The organism is Paenibacillus odorifer (assembly GCF_000758725.1).
Classification (GTDB): Bacteria; Bacillota; Bacilli; order Paenibacillales; family Paenibacillaceae; genus Paenibacillus_AQ; species Paenibacillus_AQ odorifer.
Window position 1 is genome coordinate 1,170,470 of the sequence record NZ_CP009428.1, and the last position, 22,994, is coordinate 1,193,463.

General features: G+C 45.5%; 23 protein-coding genes. 6 read left to right on the plus strand and 17 right to left on the minus strand.

Annotated elements, in window-relative coordinates; translation table 11 throughout:
- The first annotated feature begins 13 nt into the window (after positions 1 to 13).
- The gene (locus tag PODO_RS04950) at positions 14 to 745 is read left to right on the plus strand and encodes a ZIP family metal transporter (protein ID WP_036676473.1); all 732 of its coding nucleotides are present in this window, start codon (positions 14 to 16) and stop codon (positions 743 to 745) included.
- 100 nt (positions 746 to 845) lie between these two features.
- On the opposite strand, the gene PODO_RS04955 is transcribed toward PODO_RS04950, so the two are convergent.
- Together PODO_RS04955 and PODO_RS04960 are read right to left on the minus strand one after the other, a co-directional pair.
- Positions 846 to 1,835, minus strand: coding sequence for an aldo/keto reductase (locus tag PODO_RS04955; RefSeq protein WP_370510570.1), 990 nt, complete (start codon positions 1,833 to 1,835; stop codon positions 846 to 848).
- Positions 1,836 to 1,929: 94 nt separating this feature from the next.
- On the minus strand, positions 1,930 to 2,778 hold the full coding sequence (locus PODO_RS04960) for an AraC family transcriptional regulator (RefSeq protein ID WP_038568967.1): 849 nt from the start codon (positions 2,776 to 2,778) through the stop codon (positions 1,930 to 1,932).
- 201 nt (positions 2,779 to 2,979) lie between these two features.
- Between PODO_RS04960 and PODO_RS04965 the strand changes: the two genes are divergently transcribed.
- Positions 2,980 to 3,531, plus strand: a complete 552-nt coding sequence (locus PODO_RS04965; RefSeq protein WP_038568969.1) for a general stress protein — start codon at positions 2,980 to 2,982, stop codon at positions 3,529 to 3,531.
- Between the two features lie 89 nt (positions 3,532 to 3,620).
- On the opposite strand, the gene glpX is transcribed toward PODO_RS04965, so the two are convergent.
- The 4 genes from glpX to PODO_RS04985 form a co-directional block, all read right to left on the minus strand.
- The gene (gene glpX / locus PODO_RS04970) at positions 3,621 to 4,616 is read right to left on the minus strand and encodes a class II fructose-bisphosphatase (protein WP_036676445.1); all 996 of its coding nucleotides are present in this window, start codon (positions 4,614 to 4,616) and stop codon (positions 3,621 to 3,623) included.
- Between the two features lie 44 nt (positions 4,617 to 4,660).
- Positions 4,661 to 5,467 carry a pyruvate, water dikinase regulatory protein gene (locus PODO_RS04975; RefSeq protein ID WP_038568970.1) on the minus strand — a complete coding sequence of 269 codons (807 nt, stop codon included), beginning with the start codon at positions 5,465 to 5,467 and terminating at the stop codon, positions 4,661 to 4,663.
- A gap of 12 nt (positions 5,468 to 5,479) precedes the next feature.
- A complete protein-coding gene (locus tag PODO_RS04980; RefSeq protein ID WP_051490920.1) occupies positions 5,480 to 6,154 on the minus strand; it encodes a helix-turn-helix transcriptional regulator in 675 nt (224 codons plus the stop codon).
- A gap of 125 nt (positions 6,155 to 6,279) precedes the next feature.
- The gene (locus PODO_RS04985; RefSeq protein WP_038568971.1) at positions 6,280 to 7,212 is read right to left on the minus strand and encodes a DMT family transporter; all 933 of its coding nucleotides are present in this window, start codon (positions 7,210 to 7,212) and stop codon (positions 6,280 to 6,282) included.
- A gap of 166 nt (positions 7,213 to 7,378) precedes the next feature.
- Here PODO_RS04985 and PODO_RS04990 point away from each other — a divergent pair, with 166 nt between their 5' ends.
- The 3 genes from PODO_RS04990 (at position 7,379) to PODO_RS30910 (ending at position 9,882) form a co-directional block, all read left to right on the plus strand.
- Positions 7,379 to 8,788 (plus strand): aminotransferase-like domain-containing protein, encoded by a 1,410-nt coding sequence (locus PODO_RS04990; RefSeq protein ID WP_038568972.1) that lies wholly within the window; start codon positions 7,379 to 7,381, stop codon positions 8,786 to 8,788.
- A 158-nt stretch (positions 8,789 to 8,946) separates the two neighbouring features.
- Positions 8,947 to 9,642, plus strand: coding sequence for a hypothetical protein (locus PODO_RS04995; RefSeq protein ID WP_052096802.1), 696 nt, complete (start codon positions 8,947 to 8,949; stop codon positions 9,640 to 9,642).
- Between the two features lie 72 nt (positions 9,643 to 9,714).
- Positions 9,715 to 9,882 (plus strand): hypothetical protein, encoded by a 168-nt coding sequence (locus PODO_RS30910; RefSeq protein WP_155288088.1) that lies wholly within the window; start codon positions 9,715 to 9,717, stop codon positions 9,880 to 9,882.
- Between the two features lie 435 nt (positions 9,883 to 10,317).
- On the opposite strand, the gene PODO_RS05000 is transcribed toward PODO_RS30910, so the two are convergent.
- From PODO_RS05000 to PODO_RS05045, 10 genes are all read right to left on the minus strand, one after another.
- Positions 10,318 to 11,727 (minus strand): nucleoside recognition domain-containing protein, encoded by a 1,410-nt coding sequence (locus PODO_RS05000; RefSeq protein ID WP_038568973.1) that lies wholly within the window; start codon positions 11,725 to 11,727, stop codon positions 10,318 to 10,320.
- Positions 11,705 to 12,436: a FeoB small GTPase domain-containing protein gene (locus tag PODO_RS05005; protein ID WP_038568974.1), complete on the minus strand. Its 732-nt coding sequence runs from the start codon at positions 12,434 to 12,436 to the stop codon at positions 11,705 to 11,707. Before PODO_RS05005 ends, PODO_RS05000 begins: the two co-directional genes overlap by 23 nt.
- Positions 12,433 to 12,687, minus strand: coding sequence for a FeoA family protein (locus tag PODO_RS05010; RefSeq protein ID WP_036679839.1), 255 nt, complete (start codon positions 12,685 to 12,687; stop codon positions 12,433 to 12,435). Before PODO_RS05010 ends, PODO_RS05005 begins: the two co-directional genes overlap by 4 nt.
- Before the next feature lie 226 nt (positions 12,688 to 12,913).
- A complete protein-coding gene (locus PODO_RS05015) occupies positions 12,914 to 13,372 on the minus strand; it encodes an SRPBCC domain-containing protein (RefSeq protein ID WP_036679837.1) in 459 nt (152 codons plus the stop codon).
- A 105-nt stretch (positions 13,373 to 13,477) separates the two neighbouring features.
- Positions 13,478 to 14,434: a helix-turn-helix transcriptional regulator gene (locus PODO_RS05020; RefSeq protein ID WP_038568975.1), complete on the minus strand. Its 957-nt coding sequence runs from the start codon at positions 14,432 to 14,434 to the stop codon at positions 13,478 to 13,480.
- 144 nt (positions 14,435 to 14,578) lie between these two features.
- Complete coding sequence (locus tag PODO_RS05025; RefSeq protein WP_038568977.1) at positions 14,579 to 16,525, minus strand: FtsX-like permease family protein; 1,947 nt, start codon at positions 16,523 to 16,525, stop codon at positions 14,579 to 14,581.
- Positions 16,500 to 17,270 (minus strand): ABC transporter ATP-binding protein, encoded by a 771-nt coding sequence (locus tag PODO_RS05030; protein ID WP_036679832.1) that lies wholly within the window; start codon positions 17,268 to 17,270, stop codon positions 16,500 to 16,502. The genes PODO_RS05025 and PODO_RS05030 overlap by 26 nt, the downstream gene beginning before the upstream one ends.
- A 239-nt stretch (positions 17,271 to 17,509) precedes the next feature.
- Positions 17,510 to 18,508 carry a sensor histidine kinase gene (locus tag PODO_RS05035; RefSeq protein ID WP_036679831.1) on the minus strand — a complete coding sequence of 333 codons (999 nt, stop codon included), beginning with the start codon at positions 18,506 to 18,508 and terminating at the stop codon, positions 17,510 to 17,512.
- Complete coding sequence (locus tag PODO_RS05040) at positions 18,505 to 19,203, minus strand: response regulator transcription factor (protein ID WP_036679829.1); 699 nt, start codon at positions 19,201 to 19,203, stop codon at positions 18,505 to 18,507. The genes PODO_RS05035 and PODO_RS05040 overlap by 4 nt, the downstream gene beginning before the upstream one ends.
- A gap of 255 nt (positions 19,204 to 19,458) precedes the next feature.
- Positions 19,459 to 19,671, minus strand: a complete 213-nt coding sequence (locus tag PODO_RS05045; RefSeq protein ID WP_141118572.1) for a hypothetical protein — start codon at positions 19,669 to 19,671, stop codon at positions 19,459 to 19,461.
- An 873-nt stretch (positions 19,672 to 20,544) separates the two neighbouring features.
- Between PODO_RS05045 and PODO_RS29860 the strand changes: the two genes are divergently transcribed.
- Positions 20,545 to 21,450: a GNAT family N-acetyltransferase gene (locus tag PODO_RS29860; protein WP_052096804.1), complete on the plus strand. Its 906-nt coding sequence runs from the start codon at positions 20,545 to 20,547 to the stop codon at positions 21,448 to 21,450.
- 252 nt (positions 21,451 to 21,702) lie between these two features.
- Here the strand turns inward: PODO_RS29860 and PODO_RS05060 are convergent, their stop codons facing one another.
- Positions 21,703 to 22,857 (minus strand): phosphodiester glycosidase family protein, encoded by a 1,155-nt coding sequence (locus PODO_RS05060; protein ID WP_036680436.1) that lies wholly within the window; start codon positions 22,855 to 22,857, stop codon positions 21,703 to 21,705.
- Positions 22,858 to 22,994 lie beyond the last annotated feature (137 nt).

Below are 22,994 nucleotides of genomic sequence, written 5' to 3' on the forward strand. Positions count from 1 at the left end.
AGGAGTTGAAGGTTTGGAATCTGCGCTTATTGGCAGCTTTGTATCGGCAATGGCTACCGTTCTTGGAGCATTTCCGATCCTGTTCGTGAAGAGGTTATCCGAGAAGTGGAAAGATATCCTCGTAGCCTTCACTGCGGGGATTATGGTGTCCGCCTCCACGTTTGGACTCATGCCGCAATCGATCAAAGAATCGGGGATTATCGCTTTAACCTTGGGCTTGATTACCGGAGTGCTGCTGCTTGATTTAATTGAAAATAACATCCCGCATATCGATGTGGAGAATAAGCCCGGTTATACCAATATGGATTCAAAAGCGCTGCTTGTTATGATTGCGCTGTTCATCCACAACATACCAGAAGGCCTCAGTACAGGTTTCAGTTATGCCAGCGAACAGGCCAGTTTAGGTCCTACCGTGGCGATTGCCATTGGCGCACAGAATATGCCGGAAGGTTTGATTCTTGCAGTCTTTCTAATGAATTCGCGAACAAGCAAGCTAAAAGCCTTAGGAATCGTTACGCTTACCGGTTTGATGGAGATGGTATCTGCGGTGATCGGGTATTTTACTGCCAGTTACCTGCATAATGTTGTGGGTTATGGTCTCGCTTTTGCAGCCGGAGCTATGCTCTTTATCGTCTACAAGGAGCTGATTCCGGAGAGTCATGGCCATGGTTATGAGCGGCCTTCGACGTATTCGTTTATTTTTGGATTATTGATCATGGTGTACATCACGCAGATATTTGGGTGAGCAAATAGAACTCTAATCTATAAAAAAGAAGACCAATGAAATGCCAGAGCAGCTTTAAGCTGCCTGACCTCATTGGTCTTTGTCTTGTTATAACTAAGCTTTATCCCCGCAGAATCGCCTCAATTTGCTCTAGCTCTTCAGCGCTAAGCTCTGGGGCATTTAAGGAAGCGACGGCATCTTCAATCTGGCTTACCTTACTTGCGCCGATCAATGCAGAAGTTACTTTGCCTCCACGGAGTACCCAAGATAAAGCTAGCTGAGACATTTTTTGTCCACGTGCGGCAGCAATCTCGTTCAGTTTGCGAACCTTGCCGATCGCCTCTTCGGTAATGGCATTCTCAGACAGGAATACACTTGGGCCAGCGGCACGGGAATCAGGAGCGATTCCGTTTAGATAGCGATCGGTTAGTATGCCACCTTGTAGCGGGGAGAACACAATGGAGCCGATGCCTTCTTCAGACAATACATCCTGCAAGCCATCTTCAATCCAGCGGGACATCATGGAATAGTTTGGCTGATGAATCAGGCATGGCGTGCCAAGTCGACGCAGAATTTGTGCCGCTTCGCGTGTTTGTTCAGGTCCGTAATTCGAAATCCCGACATACAGCGCTTTACCTTGGCGTACCACGAGGTCCAGCGCAGCCATGGTTTCTTCCAGTGGTGTATTTGGATCTGGGCGGTGGTGATAAAAAATATCAACATAATCCAGTCCCATACGTTTTAAGCTTTGATCTAGGCTGGAGACGAGATATTTTTTGGAGCCCCATTCACCATAAGGACCAGCCCACATATAATATCCAGCTTTAGTCGAGATAACCATCTCATCACGATAAGGGGTCAGATCCTTTTTAAGAATTTGGCCAAAGCTTTCTTCGGCGGAGCCTGCGGGTGGACCGTAATTATTGGCAAGGTCAAAATGAGTGATTCCAAGATCAAAAGCTCTTCTTACCATGGCGCGGCCATTCTCAAATAAGTCGTTGCCGCCAAAGTTATGCCATAGACCAAGCGAGATCGCTGGCAGGAGTAGACCGCTCTTTCCGGTGCGATTATATTTCATATTGTCATATCTGGTAGCGCTTGCGTTATACATGATTTATTCCTCCTATAAACACTTATTACTTAGTAAGTTACGTCCTTATTGTAGCGAAAGATCGCGGACAAACGTATGTCAGCAAGGAAGGAGTTTATAGTACAATGTCATTTTCGAGATGACGGCTACGGTATTCTTTTGGCGAACAACCTTTCACCTTCTTGAACATCCGCGAAAAGAGTAAGGGGTCCTGATAGCCTACAGAACGTGAGATTTCACCAATCGTGCATAGGGTCTCTGTCAGCAGCTCGCACGCCTTAGCGATGCGGAAATTTAATAGATACTGCTGTGGTGGCATACCTATTGTCCGTTTGAACAAGGAGGATAAATATTTGCGATCCAGCTTAAGCGAAGAGGACATCATCTCAACCGAAATATTTTCACAATAATGTGTATGCAAAAAGTGCAGGCATTGCTCGACGTAAATACTCTTTTGACGTGGTAGAGGAAGTACATCTGGAACTGCTGGCACCGCTCGAAGTAACAGAGAGAAGAACTCATACATAATTGCTTTTAGAGGTAGATCCAGGCTGTCCGAAGCTTCAGCTGCTTGTGTCAGGAGCTCGTACAAATTAGGCATAAGCTGCTCATCCATTGGAAAGATCGGATGCTCAGGTGACAAGGCAGTTTTGGCTAAAATATAATCAACCTGCTCCCCGGTAAAAGCTACCCAAGAATAGGTCCATGGATTTGCTATGTCTGCTGTGTAGGCAGTTACGATATGCGGATAGGTGAGAAAAGCTTGTCCTGGTTTAAGATAATGGGTCTGTTCACCCACAGTAACTTCACCTGTTCCTGTATGGATAAAATGTATCTTATATACGTCACGGACCCCAGGCCCAAAAAAATGCCCGGGAAGACACTGCTCCCGCCCCCAGTAATGGAGATGCAAGTCGGGATTGCCTCGGAAGGGACGCTCAGAATTATAGTTAAATATCGCCATGGATGATTCCTTCTCTTTCTTCTATAGAGTTGATCTAGGGTAGTTGTACCCGCTTACTTTTATTATACAGCATATTTTAGAAGGAATATTAACTCGGAATTGCAGGCAATTCAAAGATCGTAGTTTATCCTTGTCCAGTTTGGTTAAGTAAGCTATGAAGCTGAACGTATGAGCTAACTACATCAATAGGAGGTAATGGAGATGAATAAGAGAATAGTGGGTGTCTTTGCTGCCGAATACGAAGCTTCGCGAGCTATTGAGGAGTTGAAGCGTCAGGGCTGTAGGACAGAGGATATTTCGATTATCGCGAGAAATAAAGCGGATGAGGAAACGCTTAGAGACGAGTCGGGAACCGTGGCCCCGGAAGGTATGGCTACTGGTGCAGCTACTGGTGGCCTGCTGGGTGGAGTAACGGGGCTGCTGATGGGAATTGGCGCTTTGGCTATTCCTGGTATTGGACCTATTATTGCAGCAGGACCTCTTGCGGCAACGCTTGCCGGAGCGGCGATAGGCGCAGGCAGTGGCGGGTTAGTCGGCGGGCTTATTGGCCTTGGCATTCCTGAAGAGGAAGCAGAGAGCTACGATAATTACGTGGATGAAGGTCATATTCTAGTAATGGTGGATGTGGAAGGCGAGCAGAAGGAGCAAGAAGTGAAACAAATCTTCGCAAAGTATAACAGCCTGAACGCAGAACGCTTTGAGAAAGTTGCTAATATAGATCCATTAGCGAGTGAGCGTATTGGAAATAAATAAGAAGCAATTAGCATTCAGTGTAAAAAAACAAAACAGGCTATCTCACTAGCAAAGGATACTGCTAGTGAGATAGCCTGTTTTTTGTGGTTTTATAGAGACACAGCATTTTGTCTAACGGTCTGCGCAGCCGGTATTTCTTTTCCTGGCAGGAAATGAATGCTGCGGATATAGCGGATTGTCCGGCTCTGTGCCCGCATGATTACCGAATGTGTCTCCGCGCGTTCTTTGCCGATAAAACGGACACCGTTCAGGAATTCACCTGACGTTACACCCGTGGCGGCAAAGAGGACGTCGCCCGTGCCAACCATGTCTTCCATGTATAGCACTCGCGTTGGATTGGCAATTCCCATGCGTACACAGCGCTGCAGCTCTATGGGTCCATCCGGGAGCAATCTGCCCTGCATTTCACCACCAAGGCATTTCAGTGCAGCGGCAGCAAGAACACCTTCCGGTGCTCCACCGGAACCCATATATAAATCGACATCGCTGTCTGGTAGTGCAGCCGCAATAGCGCCAGCGACATCTCCGTGACCAAGCAGCTTAATTCGTACCCCGGCTTCACGCAGGCTATTAATCAGCTGCTCATGCCGTTTGCGATCCAGCACCATTACGGTTAACTCGGAGAGGGATTTGCCAGTGTAATGGCAGGCTTTTTGCAGAGTGATCTCTACAGGGTCCTCGAGTCTAAGCTTACCGGCAAGCTCGGGTCCGCAGGCTAACTTCTCCATATAAATGTCCGGGGCATGCAGCAGGCTGCCTTTATCTGCTATAGCAATAACAGATTGCGCATTATGCAGGCCGCAGGCAACAACCTCAGTTCCTTCGAGTGGATCGACGGCTACATCGACAGAGGGACCTTTTTGGTTCCCGACTTTCTCACCAATATAGAGCATTGGAGCATCATCCATCTCTCCTTCACCAATCACAACAGTTCCGTCGATGGACACAGAATCGAACATGGAACGGATCGCAGTCGTGGCTGCATCATCTGCCGCATTTTTATCGCCCCGCCCAATCCAACGAGCCGAGGATAAAGCACCTAGTTCAGTTACCCGTACAATCTCAAGGGCCAGTTCGCGCTCCATTCTAATTCCCTCCAGTGCATTCTATATATTTTGTAAACTGAAATTTAGATATAACCCATAATAATACCAGCGGTTTCTTCTATAGCCTTGTCAGTAATATCAATTACAGGACAGCCCAGCTTGTTGAACAATGAAGCGGCGTATTCCATCTCTTCGGTGATCCGCTCCAGACTTGCATATTGGGAGCCTGTCGGTAATCCGAGAACCTTAAGCCGCTCAGAGCGGACCTTCAGCATGTACTCGGGTTTCATGGTTAATCCGATAAGCCGGTTCGGCGGCAAGCTTAATAGTTCTTGTGGAGGACCAATCTCCGGGATAATCGGATAGTTAACGACTTTTTTTCCTCTATGGGCTAAAAAGATGCTAAGCGGTGTCTTTGAAGTACGGGACATGCCCAGCAGAACGATATCGGCTTTGAGCATGGCACCCAGATCACGGCCGTCATCACAGGCGACGGTGAATTCTATAGCTTCTATGCGGCGGAAATAATTCTCGTCGAGCTGGTGGAGAAGACCCGGCCGCTGCTGAGGAGCATCGTCGAAGGTATCAATGAAGGCCTGCATCATAGGGCCCATGATATCAACGATCCGCAAATCAAGACGTACCGCTTCCTCGCGGATCATTTCTCTTAATTCTGGCTGCACTAATGTATAGGCGACAAAACCTTGATGCTGAGCTGCTTCTTCCATAAGCTTGCGTAGCTCGTCTTCATGCCTAATATTGCCGTATCTTTTAATGGTGACCTGCTGATTCTGAAATTGGTGAATAACGGCCTGCACGACAGCCTCTGCCGTATCTCCTATAGAATCCGAGCATATCGTTATTAAGTTGGAAGATTGCTCGATGCTCATGGGTTCCTCCTGTTATCCTTTGGCTTCAAGTTCGAGGAGAAGTTTGATGATGGAGGTTTTTGTTAAACGTCCTACCACATCCAGTTTTGTACCGCCGTCTTCAGCAGCGCTGGGAACAACCACCGGCAAACTGTCTACCTCGTGAAAAATCATCTTATGTGCAGCTTCAAGCACCGGCTCATCCGGTGAAGTTGTGACCACTTTGGGCTGGCGCGTCATAACCATGCTTACGGGCATGGAGACTGCACCGGGGTTGCCCAAGGTTACCTTTAGGAAATCCTTACGTGAAGCAACGCCCGTGAGTTTACCCTCTTCGTCACAGATAATAAGAGTGCCTACATCTTGTAGAAAAAGCGTAACTACGGCATCTTGAATAGTTGTGGTCTCACGGATAACTATAGGTACACTTTGAATTTCTTTAACCATCGTTTCCTGCAGCAGATAACCGCTTCCCTGACGACTGGATGATTTCAATCCTGGGAAGTACCCGACCTTCGGCTTGGCGTCGATATATTTGAGCATAACCAAAACAGACAGATCCGAGCGAATTGTAGGCCGGGTAAGATTCAAACTTTCGGCAATCTGTTCGCCGGTAATCGGAGCTCTTTTGTTAACGATATCGATAATCTCTATTTGACGTGATGTCAGTTCGATCACAATTCCCTCCACTTCCGATAAAAAAGGCATTCCTCTTTAGAAAAGAAGCGCCGTTAAGCGAATCCTCCTTTCATATATGAGTCATATTTAGCTGTGTTTAATTTAACTTGTTTATATAATACGCAATAGTGGTCATAAATGCAATATATAGTACGTCATATATTTGATTTTTTTAACGCAACAGTGTTTATCTTCTTTTTTTGCAGTAATTGCTTTAAAGCATCAGCATTCACTAGGATTGTTCCGGCAATGATGGTGAACACTCCGAGAATTGTAATCCAAGATACGGACTCCTTGTAAAAGAAAAAGCCTACACCCACCGCAATCGGTGGAGAAATATAAAGCCAGGTAGAAGGAAACACTGGGTTGGTCTTAGCTACGAGCCAGTAGAATAAGGTATGGCCGACCATGGAGCCGATAACTGTGAGATAGAGCAGTGAACCTGCTGTCTCGAATGAGAAGAGAAATGCAGGATGTACTTTTTCCGTGGCAAAAGAAAGAATGAATAACAGTGCACCGCCATACATCATTTGAGCCGCATTCAGTGCGATCGGTGAGACTTCAGGTATACTGTTAATTACTTTTTTGGAGTAAATCGCACCTACAGCATAGCAACACTCTCCAATTAGGACTACAGCGCAACCGATGAGCCACAGTGGTGAAATATCAACGGCGAGATTGGGGAGAACCAGCAGCAGTACGCCAGTGAAGCCGATGATGCAGCCATATAGGGAGATGGCGGGTGCTTTTTGCCGAAGAATAGAGGTTTGGAGCAGCAGGATCATGATCGGTCCAGTGGCAGAGAGTACAGCTGCAAGCCCTGAAGAAACATATTGTTCAGCCCAGTAGAGACCCGCGAAGGTGCCGAAGGTTAGAGCAGACCCGGTGAACAACATTTCTTTGCGCAACAGCAAGGAGAAGCTGGCTTTTCGTTTCCAGACCATCCATAGGAATAGAACAGCGCCCGCGACAAAAAATCTTAAGCCCGCTGAAAAAAAAGGAGGCGCACCGGCATCTACACCGATTTTGATAGCTAGAAAGGTCGTGCCGAAGATCAGACATACAAGTGCATAAGCAAATAAGATCATTTTGAAAGTCCCCTTTTGTGTGCTTTATAAAATATAAGAATTTATAAGCTGGCATTTTGTTAATCATATAGGGGAGTGGACAGAACAGATTACCTTGAGTAGAACAGATTAATTCAGAAATCGTGTACAATATGATTACTAGGTTGTTCGGAGAGGAGTTGGTCAGATGAAAAAAGTTGTAGGAGCGGAGCATAATCATCCCTTGTTTCGGCAGGTCTATGAATTTCTATTAAATCGCATGGAGCGAGGGGAGTGGGTCGCACATGATAAGCTTCCTTCTATACGGCTGCTGGCGGAGGAGCTTAAGGTACATCGACTGACCGTATTCAAAGCGTACAGACGGTTGACGGAGGATGGAAAGGTTTATGTAAAAGATAAATCAGGATATTACGTGGCACCCATAATCTCGCTTCCTGCTATTGAAGTAGGAGCCGCAGTATCGGCTTATGCGCTCACTAACCCGCTGTCTGATATTCAGAGAGTGCCAGTTAAGTATCAGTTCTCGCAGGCGCTGATTGATCCGGGGCTGCTGCCGAATCTTTTTCTATCTGACTATGTCAAAAAAGTGTTCGATCTATATCCCAAGGTAATGGGAACGTATGCCTCGGTCCAGGGGGATAACGAGCTGCGTGAGACGTTAAGCCACCATTTTCGGAAGCAACATCGGCTGCAGTTAACTTCGGAAGAACTGCTTATTACCTCGGGTGCGCAGCAGGCGATCAATCTGATTGCCCGGGTTGTACTTGGTCCTCTGGATACAGTGCTTGTGGAGCGGCCTACTTATAGTGTTGCTATGGATATTTTTCGCCGGGAGGGGGCACGGTTGGTTCCGGTAGAGATCACTCCGGAGGGATATGATCTGGAGGAAGTAGAAGCTTTGATGAAAAAGCATAAGCCGCGTATGTTCTACATTAATCCAACGCATCACAATCCAACTGGATACACGGTACCTGTGCAACAACGCAAGCTGTTGGTAGAACTAGCCGAACGTTATCGCTGTTTACTGGTGGAGGATGACCCGTTCCGCGATATGTATTTTGATGAGGAGCCGCCGCCGCCCTTTTTTGCTTATGATACGGAGGGGTGGGTGATCTATATCAGCAGCTTCAGTAAATATGTAGCCCCTGGCTTACGAATCTGTGCGGTGGCTTGCCGATATCCATTTATGGAGCGTCTAATCACGGCCAAATCACTCGCGGACAATGGCACTCCGCTGCTGAATCAAAAAATATTTCTACATTACTACACCTCCCCACGCTTGCAACAGCATCTCGGTAAGCTGCGCATTGCGCTTCAAGTGCATAAGGAAATCGTAGAAGAGGAGCTGGCGGGTACTGGCTGGGAATGGACGACTCCGCAAGGCGGATTAAATCTATGGGTGAAACTACCGGAGCATCTTACGATGGATCACCTGTTTGCTTCAAGTATGGCGCAGTCGATCGCTTTTGTTCCTGGGGAGTTATTTGATCCACTGGGGGAAATGAAGTCAAGGCTTCGCCTAAGTTATTCCTTTGCAAGCGAAGGGGTGCTACGCGAAGGAATACAGCGTTTGATTGGGATCGCGCACAGTTTGTGAGTGGGTACAGCAGGTATGGGGGATTAATGAAGAGGATATGAGGAGTTTAAGAAGATTAGAGGAATTGCTACCGGATAAACTTGTATCACTTGTTTGGGAATTCCTGTAACACTTTCCACGTTTGCTCCGTCTGTAAGGTAAAGAAGGGGGTTATCAAAGTGCGAAAGATCAATTTCCGAAAGTTCAATTTCCGAAGTCCAATGATGATATTTCTAGGTGTCCTATTAATATTTACGGCTTTGCTGACGGTGCGGCCCTCAGTCACTTACGCCTGTTCCTGTGTTATGCCTGCGGAGCCACTGGAAGCTCTTGAGAAAAGTACAGCTGTCTTTGTCGGGAAAGTAGTGGACATGAAGGAGCCGTCACAGGGGAACATAATTTCTTCTGCTGATCCAGTAAAGGTAACCTTTGAGGTGGATTCCAGCTGGAAAGGGGTCGAGGGGAATCAAGTTACATTGACTACGGCTTTATCTTCTGCAAGCTGCGGCTTTGAGTTTGTGGAAGGGGAAAGTTACATTGTCTATGCTTATGCTAGAGACGGTGGAGACTCTGGTAATCTGGAGGCTAGTTTATGCAGTCGAACTAAGCGGCTAACCGCTGACTCAGTGGATCTGAAAGAACTGGGGCCCGGTATTTCGGCAACGACACCTACCGCTTCTCCGGAGGTAACCCCGAATAATTCACCGGAGTCAGGAGCTGGGAGTAATGAGTCTGATTTAACGGGGAATTCTTCTGGGGACAGTGATTCCGTTCCACTTGTTACTGTGGGGATCAGTGGCGTGATTATCGTTCTGATAGCTATAGCTGGCGCTGTTCTATACCGTCGTAGAAATGGTGGAACGCGTAAAAAATGACTCTAACTGTACTGTAGAGTCACGATATGTAATGGTGAGATCAAAGTGGGCAGTAAGAGTATATAAGGTGTTGTGCTGAAACAAGCGGTCGCTCGGGATAACATCCGAGCGACCGCTTATTTGTTTGAGATGACCTTGAGTAACTGGTGGGCTTGTTGGTGGCTGCTGGTGCTGGTGGTTGTGCTGGTGCTGGTGCTGGTGCTCAATTGTAGCTCGGAACCATCTAGAATCAATAATTAGGGAAATCCTCCCTGATTTTATCGTGTTTTACTCAATATTAGCGATAATTGCGGAATTCCTCCCTAAAATTCTGCGGAAATTGCCCTTTTTGCCTATAATCGGCTAATTATTAGGGAGAAATTCCGCAAAAAGTTCAATGTGTGCTTATAAAGTTCGATTATTAGGGAGAAATTCCCTAAATATGAGTTCAAGGAGGGCAGAATTCTGTGAAGCAAGATGAACTCTAGATATTGTAGGTGTTGCAAAGTGTAGCAAGGTTAATTTGGGTGATGTGATTAAGGTGAATTTAATGAGTTAATGATGAATTTTTGCGATGTAAGTTGAAATCAGTTGAAGTTAGTTGTGAAGTTACTTGAAGCTAGTTGAAGTCAGATAAAGTTAGTTAAAGTTAGACGATGTCACTTGAGTTTAGATCGCAAACCTACCTCACCCTCGTCACACCCACCCAAATAACCGGGCAAGCTGAGCGACAGCAAAGGTTACTCCGATGGCGATACCCAGCGGAATAACTGCTGAGAGAACGGCCCACTTCATGCTTTTTGTTTCCTTGTAAATGTTCACGAGTGTCGTACCACAAGGATAGTGAAGCAGGGAGAACAGCATCATGTTGAGTGCGGTCAGCCAGGTCCAGCCATGTGAGAGAAAGACATCTTTGATACTGCCTAAACTGTCGATATCAACCATAGCGCCTGAGGACATATAGCCCATAAGCAAGATAGGCAATACGATTTCATTCGCAGGAAGTCCAAGAATAAAGGCCATGATGATAAAGCCGTCCATGCCGAGCATATGTGCAAACGGATCAAAGAATGCAGCCATATGATTCAGTACAGAATCGCCGCCAATAAACAGATTGCCTAGAATCCAAGTGATAATCCCGGCAGGGGCAGCAACGACGATAGCCCGAGTAAGTACGTTAAGGGACTTATCTTTGGAGGAAATAAGTATGGTCTTCCAGATTTGTGGACGGCGGTAGGGAGGAAGCTCCAATGTGTAATGTGTGGGAACCCCACGCAGCGCAGTTTTGGACATGACCAAGGAAACAGTCAAGGTAACAATGATGCCGATTAGAACCATCCCCATTAGGACGGAGGCAGTGGTGAATGTACGAAGCGCACCTGTCGTAGCGGCTCCTGCCATAAATAAGGAAGACAATAAAATCAGCGTGGGCCAGCGGCCGTTGCAAGGGACAAAATTGTTGGTCAGTATAGCCAGCATTCGTTCACGCGGCGATTCGATGATTCGTGTGGAGAGGATAGCGGCCGCGTTACAGCCGAAGCCCATGGACATGGTTAAAGCTTGCTTGCCATGACCACCTGATTTTTTGAATAGTCGGTCCATGTTAAAAGCAACGCGTGGCAGATACCCGAAATTCTCAAGCAGAGCGAATACGGGGAAAAAGATCATCATTGGTGGCAGCATGACACTGATTACCCATGAGGTGCCTCGATACAAGCCAAGCACAAGCACGCCGTGCAGCCAAGCTGGGGCATGGAGAGCCTCAAATCCCGCTGTCAGATATCCTTCGATGAAGCCAAAGAAGGTAGCGAGCCAGCTAGAAGGGTAGTTAGCCCCGGCAATCGTAATCCAGAATACGACACCGAGAATGGCGAGCATGATGGGAAAACCCCAAATTTTGGAGGTCACGATATTATCCAGCTTATAAGTGCTGTTCAGTTTCTTCTTATCCCGATAAGTAACTGCATCCCCGCAGATGCCTGCGGATACGCCATATATACCACTGACAATCTCATCCCGAATGGCTCCGCCGTCAGCGAGCTTTTTTGCGGTAGACAATAGGGAATCTAGAGCGTCAGAACCCTTAGTGATAGGCAGTGACTCCATGGCCGATGACCTCCTTTGCTTCGGGTAAATCCTTGCTTTTCATATGTTCTTTGAGTGAAGTAAGCAGGCTGTCATCACCGTCCAATAAGCGCAGTGCAATCCAGCGAGCGGGATATTTGGTGCCGATGGTTTGCTCTACCAATGGTGTAAGCTCGGCAATTCCCCGTTCGATCTCTTCGTTGTAACTAATGCGCAACGGCTGCGCTGTGAATGCGCCTGTAGCCACTCGCTCCACTTGATCCAATAAGGCATCGATCCCGATTTTATTGCGTGCCGATATCGCAACGACGGGTACGCCGAGACGTTTGGAGATACTCTTCAGGTTGATGTCGATGCCCAGCTTACGTGCTTCATCAATGAGGTTGATGCAGACAACCGCCCGTCCGGTAATCTCCAGCACTTGCAAGGCAAGATTGAGATTACGTTCCAGCGAAGTAGCGTCAAGCACTACAAGTGTCACATCTGGCTGTTCAAAAATAATATAATCTCTAGCCGCTTCTTCATCCGCGGAATTTGAGTATAGGGAGTACGTTCCTGGTAAATCTACCGCGAGGTATGAATGGTTATTGTGTTTGAATTCCCCTTCGGCAGTAATGACGGTTTTACCTGCCCAGTTTCCAGTATGCTGTCGCATGCCGGTTAGCAGGTTGAATAGTGTGCTTTTTCCAGTGTTAGGATTGCCTGCAAAAGCGACGGTGAACTGACTCATGCTTCTACACCTCCAATTAATTCTCCGAATATTAAAGAACTTTCTTCTCTACGCAATGCAATGGTCGTATTGCTTACCCGAAAAGCTATAGGATCTCCTAATGGACTACGCCGCAACACCTCTACGATATTCCCGACTACGAACCCGAGGTCCAGTAATCTTCTTCTAAGCACACCTTGGACTTCAATGTCGCTGATGCGCAGCGTGCTACCCTTTGCAGCTTCTGATAAAGGAATAGTTGTTCCAGTCATGAGATCCCTTCTTTCATTTATATTTTTACCGCCTATGGTTTTTATTTTGTGTATTAGAACATTTCTTGTAGTCTGGCACAACATTAGTATATGGCAACAACTTTGTCCCTGCAACAAGAATGTTTCCCTTAGGCAAAATAAAATTAAGCAAAAAAAGCCCCTGACGAAAAAGGGCTTGTACGCTCTTTTCCGCAGGGTTGAGCTTAATTCCTAATTAGCAGTAAAATTACGACCAGCTGCCAAAATCAAGTGTACGTCCGGTCTCGACCAAGGTTTTAATATTACTCAGAACCTGCCACCAGGCGTTGATACTGCCAGCATATGAAGGATCATCAGGATGCCATTCATCGTGGATAAGCGTAAGCTTAGTAGTTCCACCCACCGGTTCAAGCAGCCAAGATATACGCGATTCATATCTTTCTGTACCCTTATGATAGGAGGGGCCGACCTTATGCGTGAAACGAAACGCTTTTTGTGGAGTGAACTCCAGCAGAGTCCCATATACATGTATCGTTTCATCGCCATCTTCACCGGGACCAACATATTCCAGCAATTCGCCTTCTTTAAAGGTGGATTGGATTACGCTACCGTAGTAAATCTGTTTAGTACCTTCCGGAGAGATCAAAGTCTCCCATACCTGCTCAGGTGTTCCGCCAATATAAAATTCATAGTGAAGTTCTTTCATTTGTTATTCCTCCTTGGTTTGTACAATCATTAATTCCCTTAGACTTATTTACACTATACAAAAGGATCACTGACAATTACGGTCAGTGATCCTAAAATAATCATTTTAAGTTTTATAATAAGCTGCCAGATCGGTAGCTATTGCGGACAGCTTTTGCTTCAGAGCTAAAGGCTCTAGGATTCGTAGTGTTGATCCATAAGGCAACAAGAAGTAAGGCGCATAAGTCAGTAAGGAGGTCTCATCGACTTGAAAGCGGGCTTGTCCGTCAATACGCTGCACCAGAGTATGTCCAAACAGCCAATGACTGCATAGATCGTTCAGGATTCCTTCATCAGCGGCGATGACTACTGCTATGAGTTTCTCTGGAGTATTTGGTGTTGGCAGCAAGCTTTTTAACAAAAAATCACGTGCAGAGAAGTCAGCAGGACGGGCAAACACAGCTTCTGTACGTTTCAGTTCAGTCATTCTATCGACTCGGAAAGACCGAATTCCTTGCCTCTGATGGCAATAAGCAACGGTGTACCACTGCCCTTTCCACAGTACAAGTCCATAAGGATCAATAGCGCGGGAAGAAATTGTCTCCCCGTTTCCCTTCCGATATTCCATCTGGAGGGTATGTCCGTTCGCCGTCGCTAATTCAAGCTCTTGCAGCAGGTGGGGAAGCGGCACAGCAGGGGAGTGGATGGTTTCTATCCCGCCCTCATGACGCTCCATCTGTTCTAATTGCTGCGCATTGCTGTATCGTTTCAGTTTGGCGATTGCTTGATCTAGAGCTTCTACATAAGGATATCCAGTTCCCCGCGCAAAGGAGGCGGCTTGCAGGAGGGAACGCTGTTCGTCGGAGTCAAAGAATAACGGGGCCTCGGAAAAATGTTCCGGAAGGCTATAGCCACCACCAGGTCCACTATCCGCGATAATGGGTACGCCACTGATGCATAACGCGTCGATGTAACGATAGACAGAGCGGACACTGATCTCTAGCGCTTCTGCTAGTTCCCCGGCGGTTCTTCCCCGTTGCTTGAGCATCCAGAGAATGGATAACATGTGATCAGCCTTGGACATAAATCAAGAACCTCCTTGCTTCATTAATTAATAGCTCACTAACTATAGCAAATTGTCTAATGATCAGCTAGAGAACCTTTTGGTGCTGACATAAGTTCCAAGCCGCGAAGTACATCCAGGGTTATGATTCTTTTCGACATGTCGTTACACCATTATTTTCTTGAGACTATGAATGTAACGTGATCTCGCAATAAGGAAATAGATAGTTTGCACAACCAGAAATACAGCTGATGTAGTAAGCACGGGCACAGTTACATTTGTGATATTAATCTGTTTCAGTATCGGACGAATCACGACAAGAGTCTGGATGGTGGCAATAATAATCGGAATATAGAAAAGTACCGAAATCTGTTTGGTAGCAGAAGCTGACATTTCTTTAGTGCTTAAACCGATTTTGGATAAAGCATTATACATTTGCTTATCTGTATTGAGCTCAGTATGAAGCTTAAAAAAGAGAAAGCTGGCCGATGAAAGTGAGAAGATCAGAGCGATAAAAATCCCTATAAAGCTAAGCATGGCGGCTCCCTGCTTGGTCGATAGATAGCTGTCTGCTCGCGATCCCAGTATAGAGCTGTATTGATGATTAGCCTTGTTAGCGGCTTTATTCCATTGGATGAGGTCTCTGGTGACAACAGCTTCAGCTGAGCTGTCATTAGGTGTAGGACCGTCCCATGCAGGGATTTTGTATAGATATTTCACATAAGGTCTCGTGTACTTCTCTGTTGAAGTAGAAATCTTATGATATAAGTTGTCATCTACGATTAGAAGTGAGGTGGCCATTGGATCTACTGGATGCACCTTTGGTGTTCGTAATTCTTTTAGCATCAGCTCCTCATCTTTCTGAACCTTCAAATGAATCGCTCGATCAGCAGCAAAATTCTGTGAATCCATATGTGGGTTCAGCAGTAATACAGCTTCTTTTTCAGACAAGGGCCCAACCTCGGACACATCCATTTGTAAGCCCAGTTGATTGAACTGTGAGCGGGATATCAGATCAATTCCAAGTATTTTTTCCTTATCGATTCCTTGAATGGAAGCAGAGATTAGTTCTACTTTATTCTCTGTGTACTCGACTTTAGCATTCTTTAATTTAGTGTGAATGGGCTCTAAATCTGGTGCTTCATCCTTCGGATCATAAATCGTATAACTCACAGCGAATGGGGATTTTTTATAGAGGTCTGAGTTCGCTTGATTAATCGATAAAAGAATCCCCGATGCCATGCAGGCAAGCGAGGTAACTACAGTTACAAGGAAGAGCATTCTTGCATTGTCTTTAATCTTATAACTCATCTCAGAAATCCACAGCAGATTGGTTCCGCGCCACAGCCGCTTGCGTCTTAGTTTTAGTAAGCGAATGCCCAATACAGATAACTGAGAGTAGAAAAAGTAGGTTCCAGCGATACCTGTGACAGCGGCGACTAACAGTGAGGTCGGGGACAATTGCTTCCGAATCGCGAGAGCGCCGACGGTCAACAGTAGAAGCCCAAAGAATGAGAACAATAAGGAGACACGGGGTTCTTTTTTAGGTTTAACATTTCCCTTAAGCAGTTCAAGAACTTGATGCTTACGAATGAACAATAATGTGAAGATCGAAATGACCAGAAATAATGAAATGAAAGAGATAGAGGTAATCATTAACGCCTTCATTGGCCAATAAAAGGGCAGTGGCTCCATGCCCATAATTGTCGTGCTTAGCAGCAAAAATAACTTGGATAAAAGCATGCCGAAAGACACACCTGTTACAATAGAGAGCAGTCCGATAAGCATATTTTCTATAAGAATCAGCTTGTTGATCTGGCCAGGGCGTGCGCCTAAAATCATCAGTATGCCGAACTCCAGATTACGCATTTTCAGAAATGCGCTAATCGAATATAGAACGAAAAAGAACGCAAAGATAAACACGATGTAAGAAGCAATTTGCATGCCGGAGGCTGAATTCGCACCCAGCTCGATGTTGGTAATACTAGGGTGGTAAATAAAGACTGAATAAGAGAAAAAGATCATGACCATAAAAGCACTGCTTAAGAAAAAAGCAAAATAAGCGCGTGAATTACGGCGTACATTATTAAACGCGAATTGAGGAAAGTTCATGACTATTCCCTCCCCAGAACGAAAGTGTGTCGATAATCTTTTGGAAGAAGGCCTGACGGTTATCGCCCCGATGAATTTCCGCTGCTAGTTTGCCGTCTTTTATAAAAACAATTCGGTTGCAGTAGCTCGCTGCCAGTGGATCATGTGTTACGAGCATTAGCGTGGTGCCTTCTTTGTGATTAATATCCTCCAGCGATTCCATCACCATCCGCGAAGAATTGGAGTCAAGCGCACCCGTAGGTTCATCGGCCAAAATAATCGAAGGAGAGGTGATGATCGCCCGGGCAATTGCGGTCCGCTGACGTTGTCCCCCTGAAATTTCATAGGTGCGTTTGCTCAGAATATCGGTAATGTTTAAGCGTTCTGCGACTCTTTGAAGCAAGATCTCCATCTGGGAGAGCTTACGGTTATCCAAAGTCAGGGGCAGCACAATATTCTCGGCGACGGTTAATGTCTCAAGCAGGTTGAAGTCCTGAAACACAAAGCCTAGTTGTTTTCGGCGAAAGTGGGCGAGCTCTTTTTTATTCAAAAGATAAGGGTTGCTGCCGTTGATATTCACTTCGCCAGAGGACGGCTGGTCGATTGTGGATACCATATTGAGCAGTGTTGTTTTACCGCTACCAGACGGTCCCATAATTCCGACAAATTCACCTTTTTCAATATTTAGATGAATATCAGTGAGGGCTTGGGTCACTATTTTGCCGGGGTATACCTTATGAAGTCCTTTGACTTCCAATACGTTCATATCATTCATTCCTTCCAATACAAAAATGATTTCATCCGCCTTATTCGGGGAACGGGTTATGTATATAATTTATAAGATCGAGAGATTAGCTGCTATGGATTTACCTTAAGGTTTCCTTACAGAGAAGTTAAGGTTATGTTCGCCTTTCTCCTTGTGAAGAATGGGTTGAGAGATAAGTAACCTATAAAGAAGAAGGAGGCTTCAAAGCCATGAATAATGACGACGAAGTCCCCTCAATATTATTTCTGTAGATGATCACTGTTGCTAAAAATAAGCCGCACGCGGGTTCCTTCCCCGAGCCGGGACTGAATATCCACCTTGTGTTCGAGCCTGTTGCAAATCTCCCGGACGAGATACAGCCCCATCCCTGTCGATTCATGATAATGTCGTCCGCGGTCACCCGTAAAGTAGGGATTAAAGACCCGCTTCAGATCCTCAGGAGAAATGCCGATCCCTTGATCGGTAATATCCAGAATAGTGTCGGTGCCCACACGCTGAGCTGAGAGGGTAACGGTTTTGCCAGAACCGGAGGTATAGTTTACGGCATTAGTTAAGATTTGGGCCAGCATAAACATTAACCATTTGGCATCGCTATATACCGCTAGATTGGCATCCACCTGTATATCTACTTTTATGCCCCGGCGTATGAATAGTCTGCGATTTTCGGCTACCGCCTCACTAACGGTTTTGCGCAGAAGTAACGGTTCAACTTGAAAATCATTTTCAAATCGGTCAAGTCTTGAAGTGTAGATAACCATCTCCAGCCCTCCGCGCAGACGTTCCAGTTCCTCCTGAATACTTGCGGCAGCCTCCTCTTCAAGATCCTTTAGCGTAAGCTGAATTACAGAGAGCGGGGTCTTCATTTGATGAACCCAGCGATTCATGAATACGATATGCTGATCCATCTGGCGCGCATGCGCATTCACTTGCTCTTGATACTGGCGGTCAATAAGCTGCAATAACTCATGGATAGCTTCTGAAAGAGGAGTGTCTCCTAAGGAAACAAGATGTTTTTGGAGCATGTCCATAGGTTCGCTTAATGCTGCATACAATCTCCGGTGCTGAACGTATCGGTAGCCTAGATATAGCAGTAGAACTACGGTACTCAAGGCGATTCCATAAAGCATGATAGAGATAGGTCTGTTCTCACCAGACAGCCAATACAGCAAAGGGATAAGCAGCATCTGAAGCAGATAGAATAGGATCAGTGAGATCTGGTCTCTCCAAAAAAGCCTCATGGCGTATCCTTAGAGACATTAAGCCGATAGCCAGCGCCTCTTACGGTTTCCACAATGTCACCAAGACCGAGATCCTTGAGCTTTTTGCGGACACGGGTTATGTAGACATTTAATGTATTGTCATCTATGAAATGCTGATCCTTCCACATGAGATCGAGCAGACGCTCCCGGTTAACCACTCGTCCTTCCTTAAGCAGTAAAGCTTCCAGTAGAACCGCTTCCTTCTGGGTTAGCTCACTCGTGTGCCCGTCGTATTGGATCACATATCGTTCAGGATAGAGGATTAAACCTCCAGACTGGAGTTTATGCTCTTCTTGAGTCTGTGAGTATGAACCGTATGCTCTACGTATGTGGCTGCGGATTTTGGCAAGCACAACCTCATAGTGAAAAGGCTTAGTGATATAATCATCCCCGCCATTCTCAAGCGCCATCACCTGATCCATTCCACTATCCCGTGCAGAAATGAACAGAATCGGGCAGAGTGAGAGGGAACGGATCTGGCGGCACCAGTAGAACCCATCATATTTAGGCAGATTGACGTCCAGTAAGATAAGGTCAGCCGAGCTTTCATTAAAAGTCTCCAGCACCCTGTTGAAATCTTCTACAATAATTGTAAGGAACCCATATTTTGATAGATACGTGCTCAGCAAGCTTGCCAGCTTGGCATCGTCCTCTATGATTAGAATTGTCTCCATATTTTCACTCCTTTGTTCAGTAATACAGTAACATGGACAAGGAAAATTATGCAAAAAGAGTACTCGTATTCGTGGTCAACGTAAGAATCTAGCTAGTTTTACCGAAGGGGAATTTAGCTGATCTAAGTCTAGCTGACCTAAGTCTAGCTGATCTAAGTCTAGCTGATCTAAGTCTAGCTGACCTAGCCTAGCTGGCCTAGCTCTAGCTGATCTAGCTCTAGCTAACCTAGCCTAGCTGACCTAGCTGTAGCTGATCTAGCCTAGCTGACCTAGCTGTAGCTGGCCTAGCTCTAGCTGACCTAGCTTTAGCTGACCTAGCTCTAGCTGAATAGCTCTAGCTGATCCAACTTTAACCGATCTACCGCTAATCGATCCAAAACTAACTGATCTAAAATCTAACTCAGCTAGATCTATGCAATCCAAATTTAGCTCAAGCGGCTTATCCAGACTTAATTGCACTTTGTACACTTATTTCTGCGTAGATAGTCCATAGAAGCCATTTAATTGCACTTCGTGCAACTAAAAAGGGTGAATTCGGTGCAATTAAAGGAAAACCGGAAATTTAACTGCACGAAATACAACTAAACTAACTTTTGAATGAGCATTCTGAGGAATAGTTGCACTAAATGCAGTTAACGGATGCGTGGAGCTCATAATTATCGCTTGAAAAAGCTTGATCAGTGACTTTTTCCTCCGGAAGAAGATCGCGAACGCCAAAACTTTCTCTAATTGCACTTTGTACACTTATTTCTCCGTAAATAGTCCCTAGAAGCCATTTAATTGCACTTCGTGCAACTAAAAAGGGTGAATTCGATGCAATTAAAGGAAAACTGGAAATTTAACTGCACGAAATACAACTAACTATCTTTTAAAGGAGCATTCTGAGGAAATAGTTGCACTAAATGCAGTTAACGGATGCGTGGAGCTCATAATTATCGCTTGAAAATACTTGATCAGTGACTATTTCCTCCGGAAGAAGACCGCCCACTCCAAAACTTTCTCTAATTGCACTTTATACACTTATTTCTGCGTAGATACTCATTAGAAGCCGTTTAATTGCACTTCGTGCAACTAAAAAGGGTGAATTCGGTGCAATTAAAGGAAAACCAGAAATTTAGCTGCACGAAATACAACTAACTATTTTTTTAAGGAACATTCTGAGGAAATAGTTGCACTAAATGCAGTTAACGGATGTGTGGAGCTCACAATTTCCACTCAAGAAATGTTTGTTTTGTGAACGTACGGATCATATTCGGTAGTATAAAATAATAATAACTAATTATGATATATGCTTCATTTTGCATCCCCCTTAATATGAAATTAAAGAGAGGGGCGCGGAAAATGAACATTAATTTTAGAAGCTACCGTTCAGAAGATCTGCTAAAGGTACGTCATTTTCTTATACAAAGTTATAGTAAGCTAAAGACTCCAAATACCTGGCTTATAGACCGCTGGGAATTCGTTGTTTTTTTTCAGGAGACGAGAAGTGGAACGCTGGAGCAGTGGGAACAAAAAGTAGGCTTATGGGAGTATGAGAATGGAGAGCTTGCAGCTGTAGTGTGCATGGACGATGGGTTCTATTTTCAGTGTGCTGAGATGAATCCTCCGGAAAAATTACTTGAAGAAATGTTCGCTTTTGCTGAACAAAAAGCTGAGGAAGAGAACGGTGGTTACGTAGAGCTGTATGTGCCAATACCGGAGAATATGACTTCTGCGGCGGAGGTTGCTCGTAAGAGGGGGTATCATCAAACGGGTGGTAAGGAAAGCGTAAACTCCTTGCGATTGAATAAGGAATTTCCTGTGGAGCTCCCCTCTGGATTCAGAATTTGCAGCGGAGATGAGATCGAGGTTACTGCAAAAGCGCTCGGACATATTATGGCCTTCGACTATGCAGAAACGGTGGAGGCAGAGCTCACGCTGCTGCATTATGGGAATATGAGTAACGCTCCAAGCTATAATCCGCAGCTCGATCTTAGCGTTGTGAATGACGCGGGCGAAGTGGTTTCCTTTTGTAATATTTTTTGGGACAGCAGCAATAGAATTGGCGTTCTGGAGCCTGTAGGCACATCCATTAATTATCGAAAGCTGGGACTGGGACGGGCGGTCCTACACGAAGGATTTAACCGTTTAAAACAACTCGGAGCTAGTAAAGTTTACGTAGGTTCGATGCAGCCTTTCTACGAGAAATTGGGCTTTACTACTGAAGTTTGGTTGCAGGTGTGGGAATATTCAGGTCACACAGATTAAGTTGCACCGGCTGCCCCCAACACTGGATCTGTCAGCAGTACCTAAACTGGCAACGTACTATGAAAAATCCCCTTGATGGGTAAGTCATCAAGGGGATTTTTGGGTTTGAGCTTGGCAATCATATGCTGCACAGTAGTTTCATACGTCGTACAGCAATCATACCGCCATAGCAATTATGCGCTGCAAACTGCCTCTGATTGCACTTTGTACAATAGAATCATATATTCTTAGTAGCCGTCTGGCCAAGAGATTTTATTGATATTTGACTACAATTGCATTGCTGATCTGACGCCCGGGGGACGTGAGATATTTGCCGTTGTAGTAGAGCCCGCTGGATGCACCACCATCCAGATTCATGGCTTGATACGCTCCAGCTTGCTTCATCATTTCTGCCAGCTGTGGGATGGTGGCTCCACCAGTGGTTAGCAGAATGAGCTTATGGTCGCGTGTTAATCCGAGCGCGCTGCGGGCTCCGCCGCCGGTCAAGATTTTCGGATCCTTGAAGCCTTCTGCCGCAACATTAAGGGATACCTTGCCGTTCACAAGAAGACGCGGGCCGGCTTGAAGAGCTCCTTCCATGGAGCCGGAAGCGAAGCGGCTTGTGAAATCCAGCCCAGGAATCAGTGACGCCAGATGGTTGCTGTCATAGGTAAAAATCGTCCGGCGATCCCCGGAGCTATTTTTAAGCATTTTTCCACCGCTGACAATGTAACCGTATGGAGCTTTGTATGCCCCTTTTGTATAGGCATCAAAAAACGTTCCGTTAATCGCAACTACGGCATTATTACGTTTAGCCAGACTGCTTAGGTCCTCCACTTTTCCAACCGTATTTCCAGCCAGTACGACATCAAGTTTCACCTTAGGATGCAGCAGGGACACTGTAACTGTCTGGGCTTTGAAGGATCTGCCGCCAACCTTGAAGGTTTTACTAGCGCTGACAACTGGTGAAGAATCCGCTTTGATTAGTGCGCCGGACTGTACAGGAACAGTGGTTGCAATATCATTACTCTTAAGGGTTAATGAAGAGGCTTCCTTATCCCAAGTTAATTGAATGCCAAGTGTTGTGCTGATAAAAGACAACGGAATATATACCGTGCCGTTATCACTGAAAGCAAGATCAGTTAGTGTAACCGACTTTTCATTGACGAGCGCAGCGGTTTGACCTAATGTAAGCGTTATGGTTGTGTCTGCATTCGTAATGCTTATACGTTTTTCGTTAGGATTCCATACAGATTGTATACCAGTGAAGCTATTTAATAGACGCAGTGGTATGTATGAATGGTTATTCTTGTCCACATAGACGGTGTTTTTAGGAAGCGGTGTTGCACCAACAGTGGAAGGGCAAGTGGCGACAAGTGGAATGAGCAGTAAGAAGGTAAGAAACAAAGTGGACCCTAGCTTTTTCATCATAAACAATTACTCCTTATCTTGTAGCTGTTGTAAAAAACGACAAGGTTTATTATACCTCATGTTCAAAAACTTGGATAACCTTTATTTTTAAATGTTCATAGGGTGAATCTGATAGAATATAGATTATATTATTT